The organism is Streptomyces roseirectus (assembly GCF_014489635.1).
Classification (GTDB): Bacteria; Actinomycetota; Actinomycetes; order Streptomycetales; family Streptomycetaceae; genus Streptomyces; species Streptomyces roseirectus.
Map to the genome: position 1 here is coordinate 7,207,763 of NZ_CP060828.1, position 21,700 is coordinate 7,229,462.

General features: G+C 69.4%; 18 protein-coding genes. 15 read left to right on the top strand and 3 right to left on the bottom strand.

Going from position 1 to position 21,700, the window contains the following annotated elements:
- The first annotated feature begins 20 nt into the window (after positions 1-20).
- The 14 genes from IAG44_RS30950 to IAG44_RS31015 all read left to right on the top strand — a co-directional run bounded on the left by IAG44_RS30950 (position 21) and on the right by IAG44_RS31015 (position 16,793).
- The gene (locus tag IAG44_RS30950) at positions 21-956 is read left to right on the top strand and encodes a carbohydrate ABC transporter permease (RefSeq protein WP_187750371.1); all 936 of its coding nucleotides are present in this window, start codon (positions 21-23) and stop codon (positions 954-956) included.
- Entirely contained in the window at positions 953-1,849 is an 897-nt protein-coding gene (locus IAG44_RS30955; protein ID WP_187750372.1) for a carbohydrate ABC transporter permease, read from the top strand. Before IAG44_RS30950 ends, IAG44_RS30955 begins: the two co-directional genes overlap by 4 nt.
- Complete coding sequence (locus tag IAG44_RS30960; RefSeq protein ID WP_187750373.1) at positions 1,846-3,132, top strand: pectate lyase family protein; 1,287 nt, start codon at positions 1,846-1,848, stop codon at positions 3,130-3,132. The genes IAG44_RS30955 and IAG44_RS30960 overlap by 4 nt, the downstream gene beginning before the upstream one ends.
- Before the next feature lie 4 nt (positions 3,133-3,136).
- Positions 3,137-4,282 carry a Gfo/Idh/MocA family protein gene (locus IAG44_RS30965; protein WP_187750374.1) on the top strand — a complete coding sequence of 382 codons (1,146 nt, stop codon included), beginning with the start codon at positions 3,137-3,139 and terminating at the stop codon, positions 4,280-4,282.
- Entirely contained in the window at positions 4,279-5,124 is an 846-nt protein-coding gene (locus IAG44_RS30970) for a DUF6807 domain-containing protein (RefSeq protein WP_187750375.1), read from the top strand. Before IAG44_RS30965 ends, IAG44_RS30970 begins: the two co-directional genes overlap by 4 nt.
- Positions 5,121-6,620, top strand: coding sequence for a glycoside hydrolase family 43 protein (locus IAG44_RS30975; protein WP_187750376.1), 1,500 nt, complete (start codon positions 5,121-5,123; stop codon positions 6,618-6,620). The genes IAG44_RS30970 and IAG44_RS30975 overlap by 4 nt, the downstream gene beginning before the upstream one ends.
- A 33-nt stretch (positions 6,621-6,653) precedes the next feature.
- Entirely contained in the window at positions 6,654-8,660 is a 2,007-nt protein-coding gene (locus IAG44_RS30980) for a pectinesterase family protein (RefSeq protein WP_187750377.1), read from the top strand.
- 48 nt (positions 8,661-8,708) lie between these two features.
- Entirely contained in the window at positions 8,709-10,049 is a 1,341-nt protein-coding gene (locus IAG44_RS30985; protein ID WP_187750378.1) for an ABC transporter substrate-binding protein, read from the top strand.
- 108 nt (positions 10,050-10,157) lie between these two features.
- Positions 10,158-10,943 carry a rhamnogalacturonan acetylesterase gene (locus tag IAG44_RS30990; protein ID WP_187750379.1) on the top strand — a complete coding sequence of 262 codons (786 nt, stop codon included), beginning with the start codon at positions 10,158-10,160 and terminating at the stop codon, positions 10,941-10,943.
- A 35-nt stretch (positions 10,944-10,978) separates the two neighbouring features.
- Positions 10,979-12,304 (top strand): pectate lyase family protein, encoded by a 1,326-nt coding sequence (locus IAG44_RS30995; protein ID WP_187750380.1) that lies wholly within the window; start codon positions 10,979-10,981, stop codon positions 12,302-12,304.
- Between the two features lie 93 nt (positions 12,305-12,397).
- Positions 12,398-13,540 carry a pectinesterase family protein gene (locus IAG44_RS31000; RefSeq protein WP_187750381.1) on the top strand — a complete coding sequence of 381 codons (1,143 nt, stop codon included), beginning with the start codon at positions 12,398-12,400 and terminating at the stop codon, positions 13,538-13,540.
- Between the two features lie 2 nt (positions 13,541-13,542).
- A complete protein-coding gene (locus tag IAG44_RS31005) occupies positions 13,543-14,571 on the top strand; it encodes a pectinesterase family protein (RefSeq protein ID WP_187750382.1) in 1,029 nt (342 codons plus the stop codon).
- 63 nt (positions 14,572-14,634) lie between these two features.
- Complete coding sequence (locus IAG44_RS31010) at positions 14,635-15,756, top strand: right-handed parallel beta-helix repeat-containing protein (protein WP_187750383.1); 1,122 nt, start codon at positions 14,635-14,637, stop codon at positions 15,754-15,756.
- Positions 15,757-15,893: 137 nt separating this feature from the next.
- On the top strand, positions 15,894-16,793 hold the full coding sequence (locus IAG44_RS31015; RefSeq protein ID WP_187750384.1) for a right-handed parallel beta-helix repeat-containing protein: 900 nt from the start codon (positions 15,894-15,896) through the stop codon (positions 16,791-16,793).
- Here IAG44_RS31015 and IAG44_RS31020 read toward each other — a convergent pair.
- The 3 genes from IAG44_RS31020 to IAG44_RS31030 form a co-directional block, all read right to left on the bottom strand.
- A complete protein-coding gene (locus tag IAG44_RS31020) occupies positions 16,782-18,443 on the bottom strand; it encodes a rhamnogalacturonan lyase B N-terminal domain-containing protein (protein ID WP_187750385.1) in 1,662 nt (553 codons plus the stop codon). The genes IAG44_RS31015 and IAG44_RS31020 overlap by 12 nt on opposite strands.
- A gap of 131 nt (positions 18,444-18,574) precedes the next feature.
- The gene (locus IAG44_RS31025; protein ID WP_187750386.1) at positions 18,575-19,432 is read right to left on the bottom strand and encodes a hypothetical protein; all 858 of its coding nucleotides are present in this window, start codon (positions 19,430-19,432) and stop codon (positions 18,575-18,577) included.
- Positions 19,429-19,995: a SigE family RNA polymerase sigma factor gene (locus tag IAG44_RS31030; RefSeq protein WP_187750387.1), complete on the bottom strand. Its 567-nt coding sequence runs from the start codon at positions 19,993-19,995 to the stop codon at positions 19,429-19,431. The genes IAG44_RS31025 and IAG44_RS31030 overlap by 4 nt, the downstream gene beginning before the upstream one ends.
- A 247-nt stretch (positions 19,996-20,242) precedes the next feature.
- On the opposite strand from IAG44_RS31030, the gene IAG44_RS31035 reads away from it, so the two are divergent.
- Entirely contained in the window at positions 20,243-21,700 is a 1,458-nt protein-coding gene (locus IAG44_RS31035) for an NCS2 family permease (RefSeq protein WP_187750388.1), read from the top strand.

Consider the following 21,700-nt stretch of genomic DNA (forward strand, 5'->3'; position numbering starts at 1 on the left):
ACCCGAACGGAGACACAGTCATGGCCCAAGCCGCAGCCGTGGCGAAACAGCCCGCGCCACCCCGGCGGCGCCGGGCCTCCGCCACCCCGCGCAGGCTGCCGTACCTGCTGATCGCGCCGGCGGCCCTGCTGATGCTGGGCTTCATCGCCTACCCGGTGATCAGCGTCTTCTACTACAGCCTCCAGCACTTCAACCCCACCAAACCCTGGCGCAACGGCTTCGCCGGACTCGACAACTTCCGGCAGATCTTCACCGACGACCCGCAGTTCTGGGACACGCTGACCTTCAGCGCCAAGTGGGTCTTCGTCGAGGTGGGGCTCCAGCTGCTGTTCGGCCTCGCGCTGGCACTGATCGTCAACCAGACGTTCGTGGGGCGGGCGTTGGGGCGCGCGCTCGTCTTCTCGCCGTGGGCCGTCTCCGGTGTGCTGACCTCCGCGATCTGGGTCCTGCTCTACAACTCCCAGACGGGCATCACCCGTTACCTCGCCGACCTGGGCATCGGCTCGTACGGCACGAGCTGGCTGTCGGACACCTCGACCGTCTTCCCCGCCGTGGTCGTCGCCGACCTGTGGCGCGGGGTGCCGTTCTTCGCGATCCTCATCCTCGCCGACCTCCAGTCCGTCTCGAAGGACCTCTACGAGGCCGCCGAGGTCGACGGGGCCAGCAGGCTCAAGCAGTTCTGGCACATCACGCTGCCCCACCTCAAGGACGCGATCATCCTCTCCACGCTGTTGCGCGCGGTCTGGGAGTTCAACAACGTCGACCTCCTCTACACCCTGACCGGCGGCGGACCCGCCGGCGAGACCACGACCCTCCCGCTCTACATCGCCAACACCAGCGTGGAATCCCACAACTTCGGCTACGCGTCCGCCCTGACCACGGTCGCGTTCGTGATCCTGCTCTTCTGCTCGATGGTCTATCTGCGGCTGAGCAAGTTCGGAGGCGAGTCCAAGTGACCACCACAGAAGCCACCGAGACCGCCCCCGCCCCCGTGCGCGCCACCCCCGGGCCACCGCGCCCGACGAAGAACCGCAGGGCCTGGGACGAGGTCCCCCGCTGGCAGATCTACCTGCCGCTCTCGATCTACCTCGTCTTCACCCTCATCCCCTTCTACTGGATCCTCCTCTTCGCGCTCCGCCCGGCCGGCTCGACCTCCCTCGTGCCCTGGCCCATCACCTTCGACCACTTCGAAAAGGTGTGGACGGAGCGTGAGTTCGGGACCTACTTCGAGAACAGCGTCTACGTCGGCATCGCCACGCTCCTCGTCACGACCCTGGTCGCGCTCGCCGGCGGCTACGCCCTCGCCCGCTTCGACTTCAAGATCAAGAACGGGTTCATGCTGGCCCTGCTGTGCTCGCAGTTCGTGCCCGGCGCCCTGCTGCTCGTCCCGCTGTTCGAGATCTTCGCCGAGCTGAAGCTCATCAACTCGCTGGTCAGCGTCATCATCGCCGAGACGGTCTTCCAACTGCCGCTGTCGATGATTTTGATCAGCAACTTCATCAAGAACGTGCCCTACTCGCTGGAGGAGGCGGCCTGGGTCGACGGCTGCAACCGCCTCACCGCGTTCCGCATCGTCGTCCTGCCGCTGCTGCGGCCCGGCATCATCGCCGTCGGCTCCTTCGCGTTCGTGCACTCCTGGAACCACTTCCTGTTCGCCCTGATGTTCCTCAACAACCAGGACAAGCAGACGATCCCGGTCGGCCTCAACACCCTGATGAGCGCCGACAGCGTCGACCTCGGCGCGCTCGCGGCGGGCGGCATCATCGCCGCCGTCCCCGTCGTGATCGTCTTCGCGTTCATCCAGAAGTGGCTCATCACCGGCTTCAGCGCGGGGGCGGTGAAGGGATGAGACTCCGTCAACTCGCCGTGGTAACCGCCCTGTTGCCCTTACTCGCGCTCCCGGCACACGCCGAGGCCCGCGACGCGAGCCGCGACACCCTGCCCGCCGGCGACGGCTGGGCCGCGCAGGGCCCCGGCACCACCGGAGGCGCGGCGGCCGACGCCGGCCACGTCCACACCGTCACCACCCGCGCGCAGCTCGTCCGCGCCCTCGACGGCGGCAGCGACACCCCGAAGATCATCAAGGTCGCCGGGACCATCGACGCCAACACCGACGACGCGGGCCGCCCCCTGGACTGCGCCGACTACGCCACCGACGGCTACGACCTCGCGTCCTACCTCGCCGCCTACGACCCCCGCACCTGGGGCGCCGCCAAGCCGGCCGGCCCTCAGGAGGACGCCCGCCAGGCGTCGGCGGCGCGCCAGGCCGAGCGCGTCGTCCTCAAGGTCGGCTCCCACACCACGCTCATCGGCGTCGGCGCGAAAGCGGTCATCAAGGGCGCGAACCTCCAGGTCAGGAACGCCACCAACGTCATCGTCCGCAACCTCGACCTGCGCGACGCCTACGACTGCTTCCCCGTCTGGCAGCCCAACAACGGCGGACTCGGCGACTGGAAGACCGCCTACGACAACCTGTGGCTGTCCGGCGCCACCCACGTCTGGGTCGACCACGTCACCTTCAGCGACCGGGGCCACCCCGACGCCGACGAGCCCACCCACTTCGCCCGCAACCACCTGCGCCACGACGGCCTCCTCGACATCACCAACGCCTCCGACCTGGTCACCGTCTCCTTCAGCCGCTTCGCCGACCACGACAAGGCGATGCTGATCGGCAGCGGCGACACCGCGACCGGCGACCGGGGCAGGCTGCGTGTCACCCTGCACCACAACGAGTTCCGCGGCATCGTCCAGCGCGCGCCCCGCGTCCGCTTCGGACAGGTCCACCTCTACAACAACCGCTACCTGGTGACCGGCGACGACCACCGCTACTCGATCGGCGTCTCCACCGAGTCCGCGATCGTCGCCGAGAACAACGCCTTCCACGCACCCGGCCACATCGAGGTCGCCGACCTCGTCAAGAGCTGGAACGGCACCGCCCTCCAGCAGAGCGGCACCCTCTTCAACGGCTATCCCGTCGACCTCCTCACCATCCACAACGCCTACAACTCGGGCAGCGAACGCGACCTGGTGGCCGACGTCGGCTGGACCCCCACCCTGCACACGAAGATCGACAGCGCCCGTACGGCCGACCACCGGGTCGCCCGCGAGGCGGGCGCGGGAAGGCTGCCGTGACCCCATGAGCATCGACCTCGTCCTCGCCGGGGCACGCGGCCACGGCCGCTGGCACCTGGACAACATCCTCCGCCTCCAGGACAAGGGCATCGTCCGCCTCGCCGGGATCTGCGAACTCACCCCGCTCACCCCCGACGAGATCCCCGCCGGCCTCGGCACCCCCGAGCAGTCCCCGGACCTCGGCGCCCTCCTCGACGCCACCGGCGCGCGGATCGCGGTGATCTGCACCCCGATCCCCACCCACACCGACCTCGCGCTCACCGCCGCGAGCCGGGGCGTCCACCTCCTGCTGGAGAAGCCCCCGGCGCCGTCCTACCCGGAGTTCCGGCGCATGGCCGACGGGGTCGCCGCCGCCGGCGTCGCCTGCCAGATCGGGTTCCAGTCGCTGGGCTCGCACGCCGTCCCCGCGATCCGGGACCTCATCGCCGACGGGACGATCGGCGAGGTCACCGGGGTCGGGGGAGCGGGCGCCTGGGCCCGCGCCGAGTCCTACTACCGGCGCGCCCCCTGGGCGGGCAAACGGCGCCTGAACGGCGTGGACGTCATCGACGGCGCCCTCACCAACCCGCTCGCCCACGCCGTCGCCACCGCCCTCGCCCTGGACGGCGCCGTCCGCGCCGAGGACGTGACCCGCGTGGAGACCGAGCTGTTCCACGCCAACACCATCGAGTCCGACGACACCTCCTGTGTCCGCGTCACCACCTCCCACGGCCGTCCGGTCACCATTGCCGCGACCCTGTGCGCCGAGCGGCCGGGCGAGCCGTACGTCCTCGTCCACGGCAGCCGGGGCCGGATCACCTACTGGTACAAGCAGGACCGCGTCCTCCTCCAGCGCGCCGGCCACGGCCCGGAGGAGTACGAGTACGGCCGCACCGATCTACTCGAGAACCTCGTCGATCACCTGACGGATCACACCTCCCTGCTCGTACCTCCCGACTCCACCGGCGCCTTCATGAAGGTCGTGGAAGCGATCCGCACCGCACCGGACCCGGCTCCACTGCCCGAAAACGCCTGGTACCTCCTGAACGACGAGGAACGCCGCGTGGTTCCCGGGATCGACGACCTCGTGGAAAAAGTCGCCGACTCCCTCGCCCTCTACTCCGAACTGGACGCCCCCTGGGCCCTGCCGAAAGAGGTGAGCACCCGATGACCGCCCCCGACACCGCCGTCCTGCGCGTCGCGGGCCGCCCGGTCGGCCGCTACGTCACCCGGCCCGAACTGCCCGCCCGGCTCTCCCCGCGCCCCTACCTGCACCCCGTCACCACCCTCGCCGGCACGGCGGTCACCGAACTGACCCCGGCCGACCACCTCCACCACCTCGGCGTCGGTGTGGCCGTACCCGACGTCGAGGGGCACAACTTCTGGGGCGGGCGCACCTACGTCCAGGGACAGGGCCCGACGGAACTCGACAACCACGGCGTCCAGCTCCACACCGGCTTCCAGCTCCACGACCCCGACGGATTCGTCGAGGAACTGCGCTGGATCGCCGCCGGACGCGAACTGCTGCGCGAGCGCCGGACCGTCGCCGCCACCGAACTCACCGACACCGCCTGGGCGTTGGACTTCACCTTCGCCCTCACCAACCCCGGCCCCGCCCCGCTGTCCCTCGGCAGCCCCGCCACCAACGGCCGCCCCGGCGCCGCGTACGGCGGCTTCTTCTGGCGCGCCCGCAAAGAGAGTTCGGCACCCGACGTCTTCACCCCCGACACCAAGGGCGAGGAGGCCGCGCACGGCGCGCACGCCGACTGGATCGCCCTCGCCGGCGCCGACTGGACCCTCGTCCTCGCCGGCGCCACCGACCTCACCCGGCGCGACCCCTGGTTCGTGCGCACCGCCGAATACCCCGGCGTGGGCTCCTCGTTGGCGTCCACCGCCCGCCTGCCCGTCCCGCCCGGCGACACCGTCGTCCGCCGCGTCGTCACCGTCGTCGCCGACGGACGGCTCGGACGCGACGAGGCGGCCGTCCTGGTCCGGAAGGCGGTCAGCCAGTGACGTACACCAACCCGATCCTCGACGCCGACTGGTCCGACCCCGACGTCCTGCGCGTCGGCGACGACTACTACCTCACCGCGTCCAGCTTCGGCCGCGCCCCCGGCCTGCCGCTGCTGCACTCACGCGACCTCGTCAACTGGACGCTCGTCGGCCACGCCCTCCAACTCCTCGAACCCGCCGCCGAGTTCAGGAGGCCCCGGCACGACTGCGGGGTCTGGGCGCCCTCGCTGCGCCACCACGACGACCGGTTCTGGATCTTCTGGGGCGACCCCGACCAGGGCATCTTCCAGGTCAACGCCCCGGAAATCAGGGGCCCTTGGACCCGCCCCCACCTCGTCAAGGCCGGCAAGGGCCTGATCGACCCCTGCCCCCTGTGGGACGACGAGACCGGCGAGGCGTACCTCGTCCACGCCTGGGCGAAGTCCCGCTCCGGCGTCAAGAACCGGCTCACCGGCCACCGCATGAACCCTGACGGACGGTCACTTCTCGACGAGGGCAAGGTCATCGTCGACGGCGACCGCATCCCCGGCTGGTTCACCCTCGAAGGACCCAAGCTCTACCGCCACGAGGGCCGCTTCTGGATCCTCGCCCCCGCCGGGGGAGTGGAGACCGGCTGGCAAGGCGCCTTCCGCGCACGGGAGTTCTTCGGCCCCTACGAGGAACGCGTCGTCCTCGAACAGAAGGACACCGACGTCAACGGCCCCCACCAGGGCGGCTGGGTCCGCACCCAGCACGGCGAGGACTGGTTCCTGCACTTCCAGCAGCGCGGCGCCTACGGCAGGGTCGTCCACCTCCAGCCAATGAGCTGGGGTCCGGACGGGTGGCCGGTCATCGGCGACGACGGCGCCCCCGTCGCCACCCACGAACTCCCCGCCCTGCCCCCGCAGAAGCCCGCCGCGCCCGCCACCGACGACGACTTCCCCGGCGGACGCTTCGGCCGCCAGTGGGCGTGGACCGCGAACCCGCAGGACGGCTGGGCGACCCAGCACTCCGGCGACGGCCTCAGACTCTCCTGCGTCCGCACCGCCGACCTCCACGACCTGCGCAAACTCCCGAACATCCTCACCCAGCGCCTCCCCGGCCGGCCGTCGGCCGTCGAGGTCACCCTCGAACTGCCCAGCGAGGACCCCGGCGCACGCGGCGGACTCGCCGTCCTCGGCGACGCGTTCAGCTGGATCGGGCTCCAGCGCGGACCCGACGGCACCGTCCACCTCGTCCACCGGTTCGCCGAGGGCGTCGCCGAGAGGGAACGCGACGCCGCGCACCCCCGGCTCGTCCCAACGGGCCGCGTACGACTGCGGATCGAGATCCGCGAGGGGGCGCGCTGCCAGTTCTTCCACGACGTCGGAGAGGGTCTGCGCCCCTCCGGCCCCGTGTTCGCCGCCACGCCCTGGCGGTGGGTCGGCGCCCTGCTCGGCCTCGTCTCGCTCGCCCCCGAGGGCAGCGGGCACGCGGGCTCCGCCGTCTTCACCCGCTTCAGGATCACTCCCTTGTAACTCACTTATTCAGCACGCCTGTTGGGAGCCGCAATGACGCACTTCCCTAGCAAGCGCAGACCGGGCGCCGGGGCCGTCCTCGCCGCCCTGCTCGGCATGACCGCGGCCCTGGGCCTCGGCACCACCGGCGAGGCGACGGCCACCGAACGCGCCTTACCGGACCGGACCACCGCGCCCAACTACCCGACACAACCCGCCCGTTGGACCGACCGCGCGCACGGCTTCGCCTCCCTCGCCGGCGGCACCACCGGAGGCGCCGGCGGCAAGGTCGTCACCGTCACCGACCAGGCGTCCCTGGTGAGTTACGCGAACGCGCCCGAGCCGTACGTCATCCGCGTCAAGGGCTCCATCGCCGTCGAACCCTTCGGCGCGGACATCGTGGTCGGCTCGGACAAGACGATCATCGGCGTCGGCGACACCGGCGAGATCGTCCACGGCGAACTCCACCTGAACCCCGGCACCAGCAACGTCGTCATCCGCAACCTGACGATCCGCGACTCCTACGTCGAGGGCGACTGGGACGGCAAGACCACCGACTTCGACGCGATCCAGATGGACGGCGCCGACCACGTGTGGATCGACCACAACCGCTTCCAGCACATGGGCGACGGACTGCTCGACATCCGCAAGGACAGCCAGTACGTCACCGTCTCCCACAACCAGTTCCGCAGCCACAACAAGGCGTTCGGGATCGGCTGGACGGACAACCTCCGCACCCAGATCACCATCGACCACAACTGGTTCACCGGCACCAAACAGCGCAACCCCTCGGCGGACAACTGCGCCTACGCACACCTCTACAACAACTACCTCTCCGCCCAGGTGAGCGACGGCGACCCCGTGTGGACGTACGGCAACTGGTCCCGGGGCCGCACCAGGATGGTCATCGAGAACAGCTACTATGACGGCGTCCAGCACCCCTACCAGGCCGATGCCACCGCCGAGTTGGTGCAACGCGGCTCGATCCTGCGCAACACCAGCGGCAGGACGGACAGTTGGGGAACGGCCTTCGATCCCCGCGACTTCTACGCCTACCGCCTCGACCCGGCGAAAGCCGTCCCCGCGCTCGTGACCCGCTTCTCCGGCCCGCAGCGGAACATCGGCACCACTCTGCACGTCCCCGCCCACTACCCCAGCGTCCAAGCGGCGGTTGACGCGGTGCCGGCCGGCAACGACGTGCCCGTGACCATCGCCATCGCCCCCGGCACCTACCGCGCCAAGGTGGTCGTCCCGGCGAACAAGCCCAACATCGTGCTGCAGGGGACTGGACAAAGCCGCGCCGACACCGTCATCGTCTACGACACACCCGCCGAGTACGGCGGTTCGACGGGAAGCGCGACGGTACGGATCGCCGCGAACGACGTCACCGCCCGCCACCTCACCTTCAGCAACGACTTCGACGAGGCCGCCGTCGAGCTGAAGGGCGAACAGGCGCTGGCGATGAAGACGACCGGTGACCGGATCGTCTTCGAGGACACCGCCTTCCTGGGCAACCAGGACACCCTGATGACCGACAGCCCGAACCTGACCACCGTCAGCCGGGTCTACATCCGCGACTCCTTCATCGAGGGGGACGTCGACTTCCTCTACGGCCGCGCCACGACCGTCGTCGAACGCTCCGAGATCCGGGCGCTCAGCCGGGGCTCCGACACCAACAACGGCTACATCACGGCCGCTTCGACCTGGACGGGCAACCCCCACGGGTTCCTGATCACCCGCTCCCGGATCGTCAGCGACGCCCCCGCCGGCACCTTCCACCTCGGCCGGCCCTGGCACCCGGGCGGCCAAGTCGACGCCGTCGCCCAGGTGTTGATCCGCGACACCTACCTGCCCGCCGCGATCAAGGCGACGCCCTGGACCGACATGGGCGGCTTCTCCTGGCGCGACGCCCGCCTCGCCGAGTACCACAACTACGGCCCCGGCTCCCAAGTCGCCGCCGACCGGCCACAGTTGACGGACAATCAGGCGTCGTCCCACACCGTCACCGCCTACCTCAAGGGCACCGACGGCTGGGCACCCCACACCGCCCGCACCCACTGACCCCCCCACCACCGAACACACCGAACACACACTGAAGAGAGCCGACCGATGAAGAACAGAAACCGCAGAAGCAGCCGCGTCGCCACAGCCGTCGCCCTGGGGTCCGTGCTCGCCCTGACCGCCACCGCCTGCGGTGACGACGGCAGCGGCAGCGGCGACAAGGGGGCCGAGGGCAGCGGCACCGGCAAGATCCTCTTCTGGGACAACAACGGCGGTGTCCGCACCGACATCTGGAAGACGATCATCGCCGACTTCGAGAACGCCAACCCCGACATCAAGGTCGAGTACGTCGGGATCGCCGCGACCGAGTACCAGTCCAAGGTCGACACCGCGATCCGCGGCGGCGGCCTGCCCGACGTCGGCGGGGTCGGCGCGGCCATGCTCGCCGGGTTCGCCGCGCAGGGCGCCCTCGAACCGCTCGACGAACGGCTCTCCAAGTCCCCGCTGAACGGCAAGCTCAACAAGGACATGGTCGCCTCCCTCAAGGCCGCCGGCGGAGGTGACGACACGCTCTACTCCATTCCCACCTCCGCCAACAACGGCGTTCTCTACTACCGCACCGACCTCTTCCAGAAGGCCGGGCTCCAGCCGCCCACCACCTGGGACAACTTCTACACCGCCGCCGAAAAACTCACCAACGCCGGCAAGAACGAATTCGGTTACACCATTCGCGGTGGCGCCGGGTCCATCGCGCAGGCGCTCGACGCGATGTACGGGCAGTCGCAGATCACCTCTTTCTGGAACGGTGACAAGACCACTCTCAACGACCCCAAGAACGTCGCCGCGCTGGAGAAGTACGCCGGGCTCTACAAGAAGGTCACGCCCGCGGCCGACCTCAACAACGACTTCACGAAGATGGTCGCGCAGTGGGATTCCGGCACGATCGGGATGCTCAACCACAATCTCGGTTCCTACCAGGACCACGTGAAGGCGTTCGGGGCCGACAAGTTCCGGGGGGTTCCCTCGCCCACCGCCGCCGACGGAAAGCGGGTCCAGGTATCCAACCCTGTCGACGGGCTCGGGGTGTTCAAGAACTCCAAGAACAAGGAGGCGGCCTGGAAGTTCATCGAGTTCGCGCTGTCCAAGGCGGAGAACTCCAAGTTCAACGAGTCCGCGGGGCAGGTGCCGTCCAACACGGAGGCCGCGGGGGATGCGTGGGTGCAGAAGGCTGAGCCTACGAAGTTGGCTGCCGCCGCGTTGACCGACGGGTCGACGACGATCGTGCAGTTGCCGTACTACCTGCCCGACTGGAACACGATCTCCAAGGCCGACAACGAGCCGAACTTCCAGAAGGTGTTGTTGGGGAAGATGAGTGCGAAGGACTTCCTCGACAAGATGGCGGAGGAATTGAACGCGGCTCAGGAGGAGTGGAAGCAGCAGCGGGGTTAAGTGCTGGGTTTCGCCGTGGGGGTGGCCTGTACGTCGCAGGGTGCAGGCCGCCCGTGGCTGGTCGCGCAGTTCCCCGCGCCCCTAAAAAGCAAGAAAGGTTGACCTCTCTTGGCTCTTACCCGTCGACAGGTTTCCGTGGCGGCCCTTGCCGCCGTTCCCCTTGCTGCAACACCTGCGTATGCTTCCTCCTCCCGCACCCTCTACATCGCCGGTGATTCCACCGCCGCCCAGAAATACGCTCCCGCCGCCCCCGAGACCGGGTGGGGTATGGCGTTCCCCTTCTTTCTTCGTAAGGGGATATCCGTCGCCAATCACGCGGTGAACGGGCGGAGTTCGAAGAGTTTCGTGGATGAAGGGCGACTCGCCGCGATTCTCGACGTCATAGAACCGGGTGACTTTCTACTCGTTCAGTTCGCGCACAATGACGAGAAGGTCGAGGACCCCACCCGCTACACCGAACCCTGGACCACCTACCAGGATCACCTCCGCCTCTACATAGCCGGTGCCCGCCAGCGCGGTGCCCGGCCCGTGCTGGTCACGTCCGTCGAGCGGCGGAGGTTCGATGGGCAGGGCAACTCCGTGCCGACGCACGGGGAGTACCCGGCGGCGATGCGGGCGCTGGCTGTCGAGGAGGGCGTGCCGTTGCTCGACGTGCAGGCGTTGTCGCTGGCGCTGTGGCAGCGGCTCGGCGTGGAGGAGACGAAGAAGTACTTCAACTGGACGACGACCGAGCAGGACAACACGCACTTCAACCCGCCGGGGGCGATCGCCGTCGCGCGGTTGGTGGCGCGGGAGTTGAGTCGGACGAGGGTGCTGGCGCGGCGGGAGTTGGGCCGGCTGGACGCGGAGATCCCCGAGTCCTGGATCACCTGGCCGGAGGCCGTCACCGAGTAGCACACCCCCCGCTTCAGGAAAAGGAGAGCCGCACCATGCACGCACGGAAATGGCATGATCATGACAGAGTTATGCGGTACGGGACGATCCTGGGCTGCACCGCCCTGGTCCTCTCGCTGACCGGCGTCGCCGCCGAGGCCCAGCCCCACCGGACGACGGACCTCGCCCGCCAGGTGCTCGGCGCCGGTGACGGCTGGGGCTCGGAAGGGGCCGGCACGACCGGCGGCGCGGCGGCCGACGCCGAGCACGTCTACACCGTCACCACCTGGGCCCAGTTCAAGGCCGCCCTCGCGGCCGGCGGGAGCGCTCCCAAGATCATCAAGGTGAAGGGGATGATCGACGCCGTCTCCGAGGGCTGCGACGCCTTCGTGACCGGCGGCTACGACCTCCAGCAGTACCTGAAGGACTACGACCCGGCGGTCTACGGCAACGACAAGGTCGCCATGGGCCCGCAGGAGGACGCCCGCGTCGCCTCCGCCGCCAACCAGGACTCGGTCATCAAGGCCAACGTCCCGAGCAACACCACGATCGTCGGCGTCGGCAAGAACTCCGGGATCCTGGGCGGGAGTCTGCAGATCAAGGGCGTCTCCAACGTCATCCTGCGCAACCTGACCATCGAGGCCCCGCTCGACTGCTTCCCCAAGTGGGACCCGACGGACGACAACCACACCGGCAACTGGAACTCCGAGTACGACGCGGTCGTCGTCTTCGGCACCGACCACGTGTGGATCGACCACAACACGCTCACCGACGGCCGCTACCCCGACAGCGAGCGGCCCGTCTATTTCGGCAAGGTCTTCCAGCAGCACGACGGCCTCACCGACATCGTGCGCGGCTCCAACCACGTGACCGTGTCGTGGAATTCGTTCGAGAACCACGACAAGAACATGCTGATCGGCAACAGCGACAGCACCGCCGCGCTCGACGCGGGCAAGCTCAAGGTCACGATGCACCACAACCGCTTCGACGGCATCCTCCAGCGCTCCCCGCGCGTGCGGTTCGGGCAGGTCGACGTCTACAACAACCACTACGTCGTCGATGAGGCCCAGCAGTCGGACTACTACCTCTTCGGCATCGGCCGCGACTCCCGCCTGTACGCGAGCGACAACGCGATCTCGCTGCCGCCCGGCGCCAGTGTCGGCAAGGCGCTCAAGAAGTGGAGCGAGGCGCCGCTGACGGCCGAGAACAACTACGTCAACGGCCGGCTCACCGACCTCATCGCCGTGCACAACACGGAGATCCCCGCCGAGACCCTTCAGTCCGGCGCGGGCTGGACGCCGGCCCTGCGCACCCGGGTCGACTCGCCCCGCCTGGTCCCGGCGATCGTCGCCCGCGGCGCCGGCGTCGGCCGCGTCTGCTGACGCACCCCCCCACAGACCGCCGGGGCGGTCCTGCACACCGCCCCGGCACCTGCCCTCGGCTCTTGTGAAAGGCACCTCTCAAGGAGTACCCGCATGCCCCGACTCCCCTTGTCCAGACGGGGATTCCTCGCGGCGACCGCCGGCGCGACCACCGCCCTCGGCCTCACCGCGCTCCCCGCCACCGCGGCCCCCTCTTTCAAAGAGACGGCCCAACTCCCGCACCGCACACGCCCGTTCGGCCCCTACGGCTCCCCGTCCGCCCGCCTCACCCCGCAGACCCTGTACGTCGACGCCGACGGCCGGGGCGATTTCACCTCCGTCCGTGCCGCCGTCACCGCCGCCACCGGCGCCGGCTGGACGCTGGTCCTCGCGCCGGGGACCTACCGGGAGACGGTCGCCGTCGACGCGACCCGTACCGGCATGACCTGGATCGGGGCCTCGCACAACCCCCGTGACGTGGTGGTCGTCTACGACAACGCGGCCGGAACTCCCAAGCCCGGCGGGGGCACTCACGGCACCACCGGCTCGGCCACCACCACCGTCCAGGCCGCCGGCTTCACCGCCCGCTGGATCACCTTCGCCAACGACTGGCTGCGCGCCGACCACCCCGGGACCACCGGCACGCAGGCCGTCGCCATCAAGGTCCAGGGCGACCGCAGCGCCTTCCACCACTGCCGCTTCCTGGGCCACCAAGACACCCTGTACGCCGACTCGTCGGCGCTGAGCGCCTTCGCCCGCCAGTACTTCGCGGACTGCTACGTCGAAGGGGACGTCGACTTCGTCTTCGGCCGCGCGACCGCCGTGTTCGAGCGCTGCCACTTCCGCACCCTCGACCGCACCGACCTCGCGGGGGCGCCGTACGGGTTCGTCTTCGCGCCCTCGACGGCGGGCGCCAATCCGCGCGGCTACCTGGTCACCCGCAGCCGGGTCAGCAGCCAAGCGCCCGACGCCTTCTACAAGTTGGCCCGCCCCTGGGTGCCCAGCTCCGACACCACCGCCCGCCCGATGCTCACCGTCCGGGACACCCACCTCGGCCCCGGCATCGACGCGGTCGCCCCCTACACGAACATGTCCGCCAACTTTCCCTGGCAGGACCAGCGTTTCGCCGAGTACCGCAACTCCGGCCCCGGCGCCGCGATCACCGTCCCGGAGAACCGGCCCCAACTCACCGCCGTGGAAGCCGAGTCGGCGACGCGTGCCGCCTATCTGGGCGACTGGAAACCGGAGGCGTGCTGACGATGCGCCGACGAGCCCTTCTCATCGGGAGCACGGCCGCCGTCCTGTCGGCGACGACTCCGGCAACCGCCCACGCCGGCCGTCGAGTTGTCCACGTCCACCCCGGCGACTCCGTCCAAGCCGCCGTGGACCACGCCAACCCCGGCTGGACCATCGTCATCCACCCCGGCACCTACCGCGAGGTCGTCAACATCCCCGCGTCCAAAGCCGAGTTGACGATCCGGGGCGCCGTCCGCGACCCCCGCGCCGCCGTCATCGTCCACGACAACGCGGCCGGCACCCCACGCCCCGACGGCTCCGGCACCTACGGCACGGCGGGCTCGGCCACCTTCACCTCCGCCGCCCCGGGGCTGACGATCCGTCACCTCACCCTGGCGAACGACTGGGTACGCGCCGACCACCCCGACATCACCGGCACCCAGGCCGTCGCCGCCTACCTCACCGGCGACCGCACCCACGTCGAGGACGTCCGTCTCCTCGCCCACCAGGACACCCTGTTCGCGGACACGACCGCGCTGGACGTCTTCGACCGGCACTATTACCGGCGTTGTTACATCGAGGGCGACGTCGACTTCGTCTTCGGGCGTGCCCGCGCCGTCTTCGACGCGTGCCGCTTCCACACCCTGCGAAGGGACGTGGACTTCACGCCCAAGGGCATGGTCTTCGCCCCCTCCACGGCCCGCGCCAACCCCTACGGCTTCCTCGCCGTGCGCGGCCGGATCACCTCCGGGGCCGAGGACGCGGCGTACAAGATCGCCCGCCCGTGGGTGCCGTCGTACGAGACGACCGCCTGGCCGTCCCTGGTGGTCCGGGACACCTGGATCGGCCCCGGCATCGACGCCGTGACCCCGTACACCAACATGCGCGACGCCTACCCCTGGCAGACCATGCGCTTCCGCGAGTACCGCAACTCCGGCCCCGGCTCCGCCGTCACCGTCCCGGAGAACCGGCCCCACCTGACGGACGCGGAGGCGGCCGTCCACACCCCGCGCACCTACCTCGGCGACTGGCGTCCCCGAGCGCACCACTAGCACCACCGCGCAAGAGGCACCACCCAACTCCCCATCCCCCCACGGCGAAAGGGACCGCACTCCATGTCTCGTCGTACCGTTCTCACCCCCCTCACCGCACTCGCCGCCCTGACCCTCGGGGCCGGCGTCGCCGTCCTCCCCACCCAGGCCCAGGCCGCGACGGTGGTCGTCAGCAACGCCACCGACCTCGCCAACGCCGTCAAGAACGCCACCGCCGGCACCGTCATACAGGTCCGCGGCGGCACCTACTCCCCGGCGGCCACGCTCCAGTCGACGGCCAACGGCACCTCCTCCGCGCCGATCACGCTCACCGCGTACGGCTCCGAGACCGTGAAGATCGACGGGTCGGCGATGCCGGCGGGCTCCTGGATCTTCAAGCTGACGGCCGACTACTGGAACGTCTCCAACCTCACCTTCCAGAACGCCCGGGACAGCGCCGTCGTCTGCCAGTCCTGCACCGGCACCAACTGGAACAACGTCAAGACCATCAACGGCGGCGACTCCGGCTTCACGCTCACCGGGGACGGCACGGTCGACAACACCGTGCGCAACCTCGACTCCTACGGGCACTACGACGCCGCGAACCACGGCGAGAACGCGGACGGGATCGCCGTCAAGTTCGGTTCGGGCAGCGGAAATCTGATCACCGGGGCCCGTCTCTACAACAACTCGGATGACGGGATCGACCTCTGGTCCTTCTCCTCGCCCGTCACCGTGGAGCACACCTGGGCGTTCGGCAACGGCGTCAACCGCTGGGGCGACTCGGCGTTCGCGGGCGACGGCAACGGCTACAAGCTGGGCGGTGACGGCGAGGCCGTCGCCCACGTCGTCAACAACTCGGCGGCCTGGGGCAACGCGGGCAACGGCTTCACCGAGAACAGCAACACCGGCGCGATCGTCATCAACCGCACCACCGCGTACGCCAACAGCAAGTGGGGCTACTACTTCGCGACCGGCTCCGCGAAGCTCGGCAGGAACCTCGCCGTCGGCAACGGCGGCGGCGCGGTCAACAAGGGCTCCCGGGTGACCTCCGCCGGCAACAACTGGGACTCCGGCGTGAGCACACCGCCCTTCCGCTCCACGGACGCGTCCTCGACGTACAACTCCCGTAGCTCCAGCGGGACTCTGCCGGCGACGACGTTCCTGACGACGGGCTCGACGACCATCGGCGCGACGATGAACTGAGCCCCCCAGCCTCCCGGGAAGCCCGCGACCATCGCCGTCCCCGCGAAACGTGCGACTCTTTTCGCGGGGACGGCAACCTTTTCCCACCGCCGCGACGACTCGTTTCCGGTCCCGTACCCGAGGAAAGGAAACACCCCGTGCGGCTCAGCCCCGGACGCCATCGCCGGACCCGTACCCTCTCGATCGCGGCGGCGATTTCCCTCTCCGCCGGCGTCGGCGGTTTCTGTCTCGGCCTCTCCGACGACGGCGCCGAAGCCGCCGCCAGCACCGTCACCGTATCCGACACCGCCCACCTCGAATCCGCCGTCAAGAACGCCGTGCCCGGCACGACCATTCTCGTGCGCGGCGGAATCTACGCCCCGACGGCCACCCTCACCGCCACGGCCGACGGCACGAATTCCGCCCCCATCACCCTCAAGGCGTACGGAAAGGAAAAGGTGCGGATCGACGGCTCGAAACTCCCCGCCGGCGCCTGGCTCGCCCATGTCCACGGCAGCCACTGGACCGTGGAGAACCTCACCTTCCAGAACTCCCCGGCGCAGGGCCTGGTCGTCACCTCCTCCACCGGCGGCGTCTTCAAGGACCTGGTCACCGCCCACAACGGCGACACCGGCCTCACCCTGCGGGGCGACGGCACCGTGGACAACCTCGTCCAGAACCTGGACAGTCACGGAAACGCCGACGGAATCGCCGTCAAATTCGGCTCCGGAACCGGAAACAGGGTGACCGGCGCCCGCCTGTACGACAACACGGGCGGCGGCCTCGACCTGTGGCAGTTCTCGTCCCCGGTCACCGTCGAGAAAAGCCGCGCCTACCGCAATGGGAACGGTTTCGAACTCGGCGGCGGGGGAGTGTCCGTGGCGCATTCCGTCAACGACAACATCGCCTACGAGAACGCGCTCGACGGATTCACCGAGGACGCCAACACCGGCGCGATCCAGCTGAACCACAACACGGCCTACGGGAACAAGGGAGAAGATTTCCACTTCCCCGGCAAAAAGGCCCGGCTCACCGGAAACACGCAATCACGCCAGTAGATCGACGCAGTCGAACGACGTCCCCGGGCTCAGAAATGTCTCGCCGCTCGACCCGCTGACGATGTTCAGCGTCAGCACGTTGTCCGCCGCCAGCGCCGTCGCCGGAATCGTGTACGTGAAGGTGTGGTTGTTGCCCCGGTAGGAACCAGTCGTCAGGGACCGCGTCGACGGCTGCGCGGGCGCCGCCGGGATCGCCGACGTCCAGCCGTTCACCGTCACCCGGGGCCGCCCGCCCGCGAACGCGTCCGTCACCCCGATCCGCAACGTCCGTGCAGCGGAAGCCTGTTGAGGCGTCAGCTTGAAGTGGATCCGCACCCCGTCGTTGACGGCCTTCCACAGGTACGCCGGGAACGACGCCGCGTCCCCGGCGCCGATCGTCACATCGCCCGTCCACTTCGCCGCCCGGCCGTCGGAGGGGTGCGCGTACGTCATCAGCGTCGCGTTCTTGAACCCGTCCGGCGTCCCGTTCCAGTCCCCGAGCCGCCAGATGGTCCGTGCGACGGACGGATCACCGCTGACCGTCAGGGAGTTGAGCGCGGTCGTCGCCCCCGCCGTCACCTTCACGGACGTCCGATGCACGGCCAACTCGCCCTTGTAGACGGTCAGTTCGTACGTCCCCGGCAGCATCCCCGGGCAGGAGAACGCGCCGGTCCCGCTCGCCGCCTCCGTCCAGTACTGCGCGTCCGCGTTGGCGAAGCCCACGGTGTACGGGTGCGCCGCCGACATCCCCTTGAGCCCGACGCCCGCGACCTTGCCGCGCCCCTTCTTCCCGACCCAGCCGGTGATGCCGAGCCCGTCGACCCAGGACGTGTCGAGGTTCGCGTGGAACAGCGACGACGAGGGCGCGCCGCCGTCGGTGAACGCGAGGACGTACGGGCCCTGGAGCCCGAACCGCTCCGGCTCCGTCTGGGCCTGGTCGTAGTGCAGGATCTCGTACAGCCCGGCGCCGAGCTCGTTGGAGTGCCGCAGCAGCGAGCGGTAGAACGGGCCGCCCGACGCCTTCTCGTGGTTCGAACGCACCAGCCACAGCGCCGAGTTCGCGCCCTTGAAGCCGATGTAGTCGTAGTCGGCGACCCGCTTGCCCGAGTAGTGCTTGGAGCGGGTCGTACCGTCGGCGCGCCGCCAGACGTCACCGGCTTCGATGACCTTGTCCGACGCCTCGATCCAGGAGTCCGACCCCCCGCCCGGGAAGACACCGGGCCTCAGGCGGACGATGAAGCGGGTCGCCGTGAACGACGCGTCGGCCTTGTCCGTCCACAGGTACACGTTGTCCTGGCCGGCGCGCGCCGCGTACCACTGGGTGATCGGGCCGCGCACCGCCTTGACGAGGATCGTCGAGCCGGACTGCTTCACGGTGACGGCCGCGCTGCCGAGGCCCGACTCGACGTGCGAGTGCCGGCCCCCGTACCCCTCGTACTCCTTGCCCCGGTAGACCAGCGACGTGATGTCGCCGGTCGACTTGGACACCTTGAAGACCAGCGACGCACCCGTGGTGACCACGTAGTTCCTGCCGTCGTCGGCATACCCGAAGGCCGCTGCCGCCGCCGACGAGACGTACCCGGCGACCCCGGCCGCGCCCGCCGCGGCGACGCCGATCGCGGACGCGCCGAGGATCCGGCGCCGGGAGAGGTGCTTCCTGTGCGTGCTCAAGGGGGGTGCTCCGTCGTTCAGGGAGTGGTGCCGTCCCTGAAGTGGTCACCCGGGGCAGAAAGGTTGCCGTCGTTCCGGAAATTTTTCCGGAACCCCAGGAACCCCAGGAACCCCGGAAAATCCCAGGAACTTCAGGACCCGCCCTGGCCCGTCGCCGCGAAGTCCCCGCCCACGGCCCGCTCCTGGCCGTCCGCCGTCCCGACGGCGACGTACGTGTCCTTGCGCGCGTCGCGCCCGCCCCGGTCGTGGTCGTACTGCCCGGCGAAGACCCACTCCCCGGCAGGGACCTTCCGCCCGTCCTTGAGGACCCACGTGTAGACGAGGAACCCGTCCTTCTCGACGACCGTGGCCGTGAAGTCGCCCTCGGGCAGCGACCGCCAGGCACCCGTGTTCGTGACCCCGCCGGTCTGCGCGACCCTCAACTGCACGGTCAGCGCGGTGAGTTCCTTCGACGTCTTGAGCGTGATGTTGCTCTGCGCCCAGAACTCGTTGCTGTGCGGATCGACCGACCCGTCGGACCACACCGGCCCGTCCTCCTGGACGCCCACCGAAGGCAACGCGCTCACCCCGGGCGACGGCGAGGACGCCGCCGGAGGGGTCGGCGTCGGGCTCGGTTCGGTCTCCTTCGGCGCCCCGCCGCCCGAACCGGGGCTCGGCGTCGGGGAGTTCGGCGGACGGCTGGTCGCGTCCGGCGACTTCACCGGCGAGGGGGAGACCGCGACCGTCTGCTCGGCCGGCGGTTCGCTCTTCACCGCCGACGCCACCGCGTACCCGCCGACCGCGAGCATCCCGGCGACCGCCGCCGTCGCGCCCACGATCCGCGCCCAGCCGAGCACCGGCCGCGTCGCGCGGTGGCTCTGCCGGTCCGGCTCGGCCATCATGCCGCGCTCCACCCGGGCCAGGATGCGCGCGCGGTCGGGTTCGTGCTGCCCGGCCGCCTCGTGCAGCCGGGCGCGCAAGTCGTCGTGCACGTCCCGCCGCATCGTCATCGGTCCCTTCCTGCGGACTCTGTGGTGCGCGCCATGCCGACGCGCACCCGCTGCGGCGCTTTCTGAGCCCCGAGCAGTTTCTGCAACTCGGCCATTCCCTTGGAGGTCTGGCTCTTCACCGTACCGACCGAGATCCCGAGCGCGAGCGCGGTGTCCTTCTCCGAGAGGTCGAAGGCGTGCCGCAGGACGACACAGGCGCGCTTGCGGAACGGGAGTCTACGCAGCGCGGACTGTACGTCCACCACGCCCGCCACGTCCGGGTTCTCCGTCTTCTCCTCACGCTGTGACCAGAACAGCGCGATCCTGCGCCGTTCCCGTACCGCGCTGCGGATCTTCGTGCGGGCCAGGTTGGCGACGACGCCACGGGCGTAGGCCACCGGGTGGTCGGCCGCGCGCACCCGGTCCCAGCGGTGCCACAGCGCGAGCAGCGCGTCCGCCGCCAGGTCGTCGGCCGTGTCCGACTCGCCGGTCAACAGGAAGGCCAGACGCGACAGTTCGGCGTAGTGGCGGTCGAAGAAGGCATGGAACTCCACGGAGGCGGCGTCGTCCACGACTGTGCCCACGGGTGACCTCTTCCGGGTGTCATGTGAAAGACATGGGTGTGCCCCGGAGAGATTGCCGGGACGAGATGCGGAAGCGTAGCAGTGATCGACTTGTGTGTTTCGTACAGGTCTTCGAGCAATGCGTGGAGGACCTGTCGCCTCGGGGGTCCGAATCCGTAACACGTCGAAAACCTGAGGAGAGTTCAACGCGGGAACAATCCAGCCAGCATCCGCGCACTGATCCAACTGGCAACCAGGAGTGTCCGTCATGTCCGAAGCGCAGCAGAAGACCGACCGGCCCAGTGCCGCACCACCGGCGCTGAACAGTGTCGACCGGTTCTTCAAGATCTCCGAACGGGGGTCCACCTTCGGCCGGGAGATCCGCGGCGGCTTCGCCACGTTCTTCACGATGGCCTACATCCTTGTCCTGAACCCGATCATCCTGGGCAGCGCCAAGGACAAGTACGGACACACCCTGGACCCGGTCCAGCTGACCACCGCGACGGCCCTGGTCGCCGCCGTGATGACGATCGTCATGGGCGTCGGCGGCAACCTCCCGCTCGCCCTCGCCGCCGGGCTCGGCCTCAACGCGGTCGTCGCCTTCCAGATCGCGCCGCTGATGAGCTGGGACGACGCGATGGGCCTCGTCGTCCTGGAGGGGCTGCTGATCTGCGTCCTGGTCGTCACCGGGCTGCGGGAGGCCGTGATGCACGCGATACCGCAGCCGCTGAAGCAGGCGATCAGCGTCGGGATCGGGCTGTTCATCGCGTTCATCGGGTTCGTCGACGCCGGGTTCGTCACCCGGATCCCCGACGTGGCGAACACCACCGTGCCGGTTCAGCTCGGCGGCACCGGCACCCTCACCGGCTGGCCCGTCCTCGTGTTCTGCCTCGGGGTGCTGCTGACGATCGGGCTGCTCGCGCGCAAGGTGAAGGGCGCGATCCTGATCAGCATCGTCACCATGACCGTCGTCGCTATGGTCATCAACGGCATCGCCGACATCAAGAGCTGGGGCCTGACGACGCCGAGCTGGCCCGACAAGATCGTCGACACCCCGGACTTCGGGCTCATCGGGCACTTCAGCCTGTTCGGCGCGTTCGGGGCGCCCGGCGTCGGTGTGATCACCGTCGTCCTGCTGATCTTCACGCTGATCCTGTCGGACTTCTTCGACACCATGGGCACGGTCGTCGGGATCAGCGCGGAGGCGGGGCTGCTGGACGAGGAGGGGAAGGTGCCCGACCTCGGACGCGTCCTGCTGATCGACGGCGCGGCGGCCGTCGCCGGCGGGGCCGCCTCGGCGTCCTCCGCGACCTCCTACATCGAGTCCGCGGCAGGCGTCGGAGAAGGCTCGCGCACCGGGTTCTCCAACCTGGTCACCGGTGGTCTCTTCGCCCTGGCCCTGTTCCTCACCCCGCTCCTCACGATCGTCCCCCTCCAGGCCGCCGCGCCCGCCCTCATCGCCGTCGGCTTCCTGATGATGACCCAGGTCAAGCACATCGACTGGGACCGCTACGAGATCGCCATCCCCGCCTTCCTCACCATCGCCGTGATGCCCTTCACGTACTCCATAACGAACGGCATCGGCGCCGGGTTCCTCGCGTACGTGCTCATCAAGACGGTGCTCGGGAAGGCGCGGGACGTGCACTGGCTGCTGTGGGGGACGAGCGCGCTGTTCGTCGTGTACTTCGCGATCGACCCGATCGAGCAGGTGCTGGGGACCAAGTAG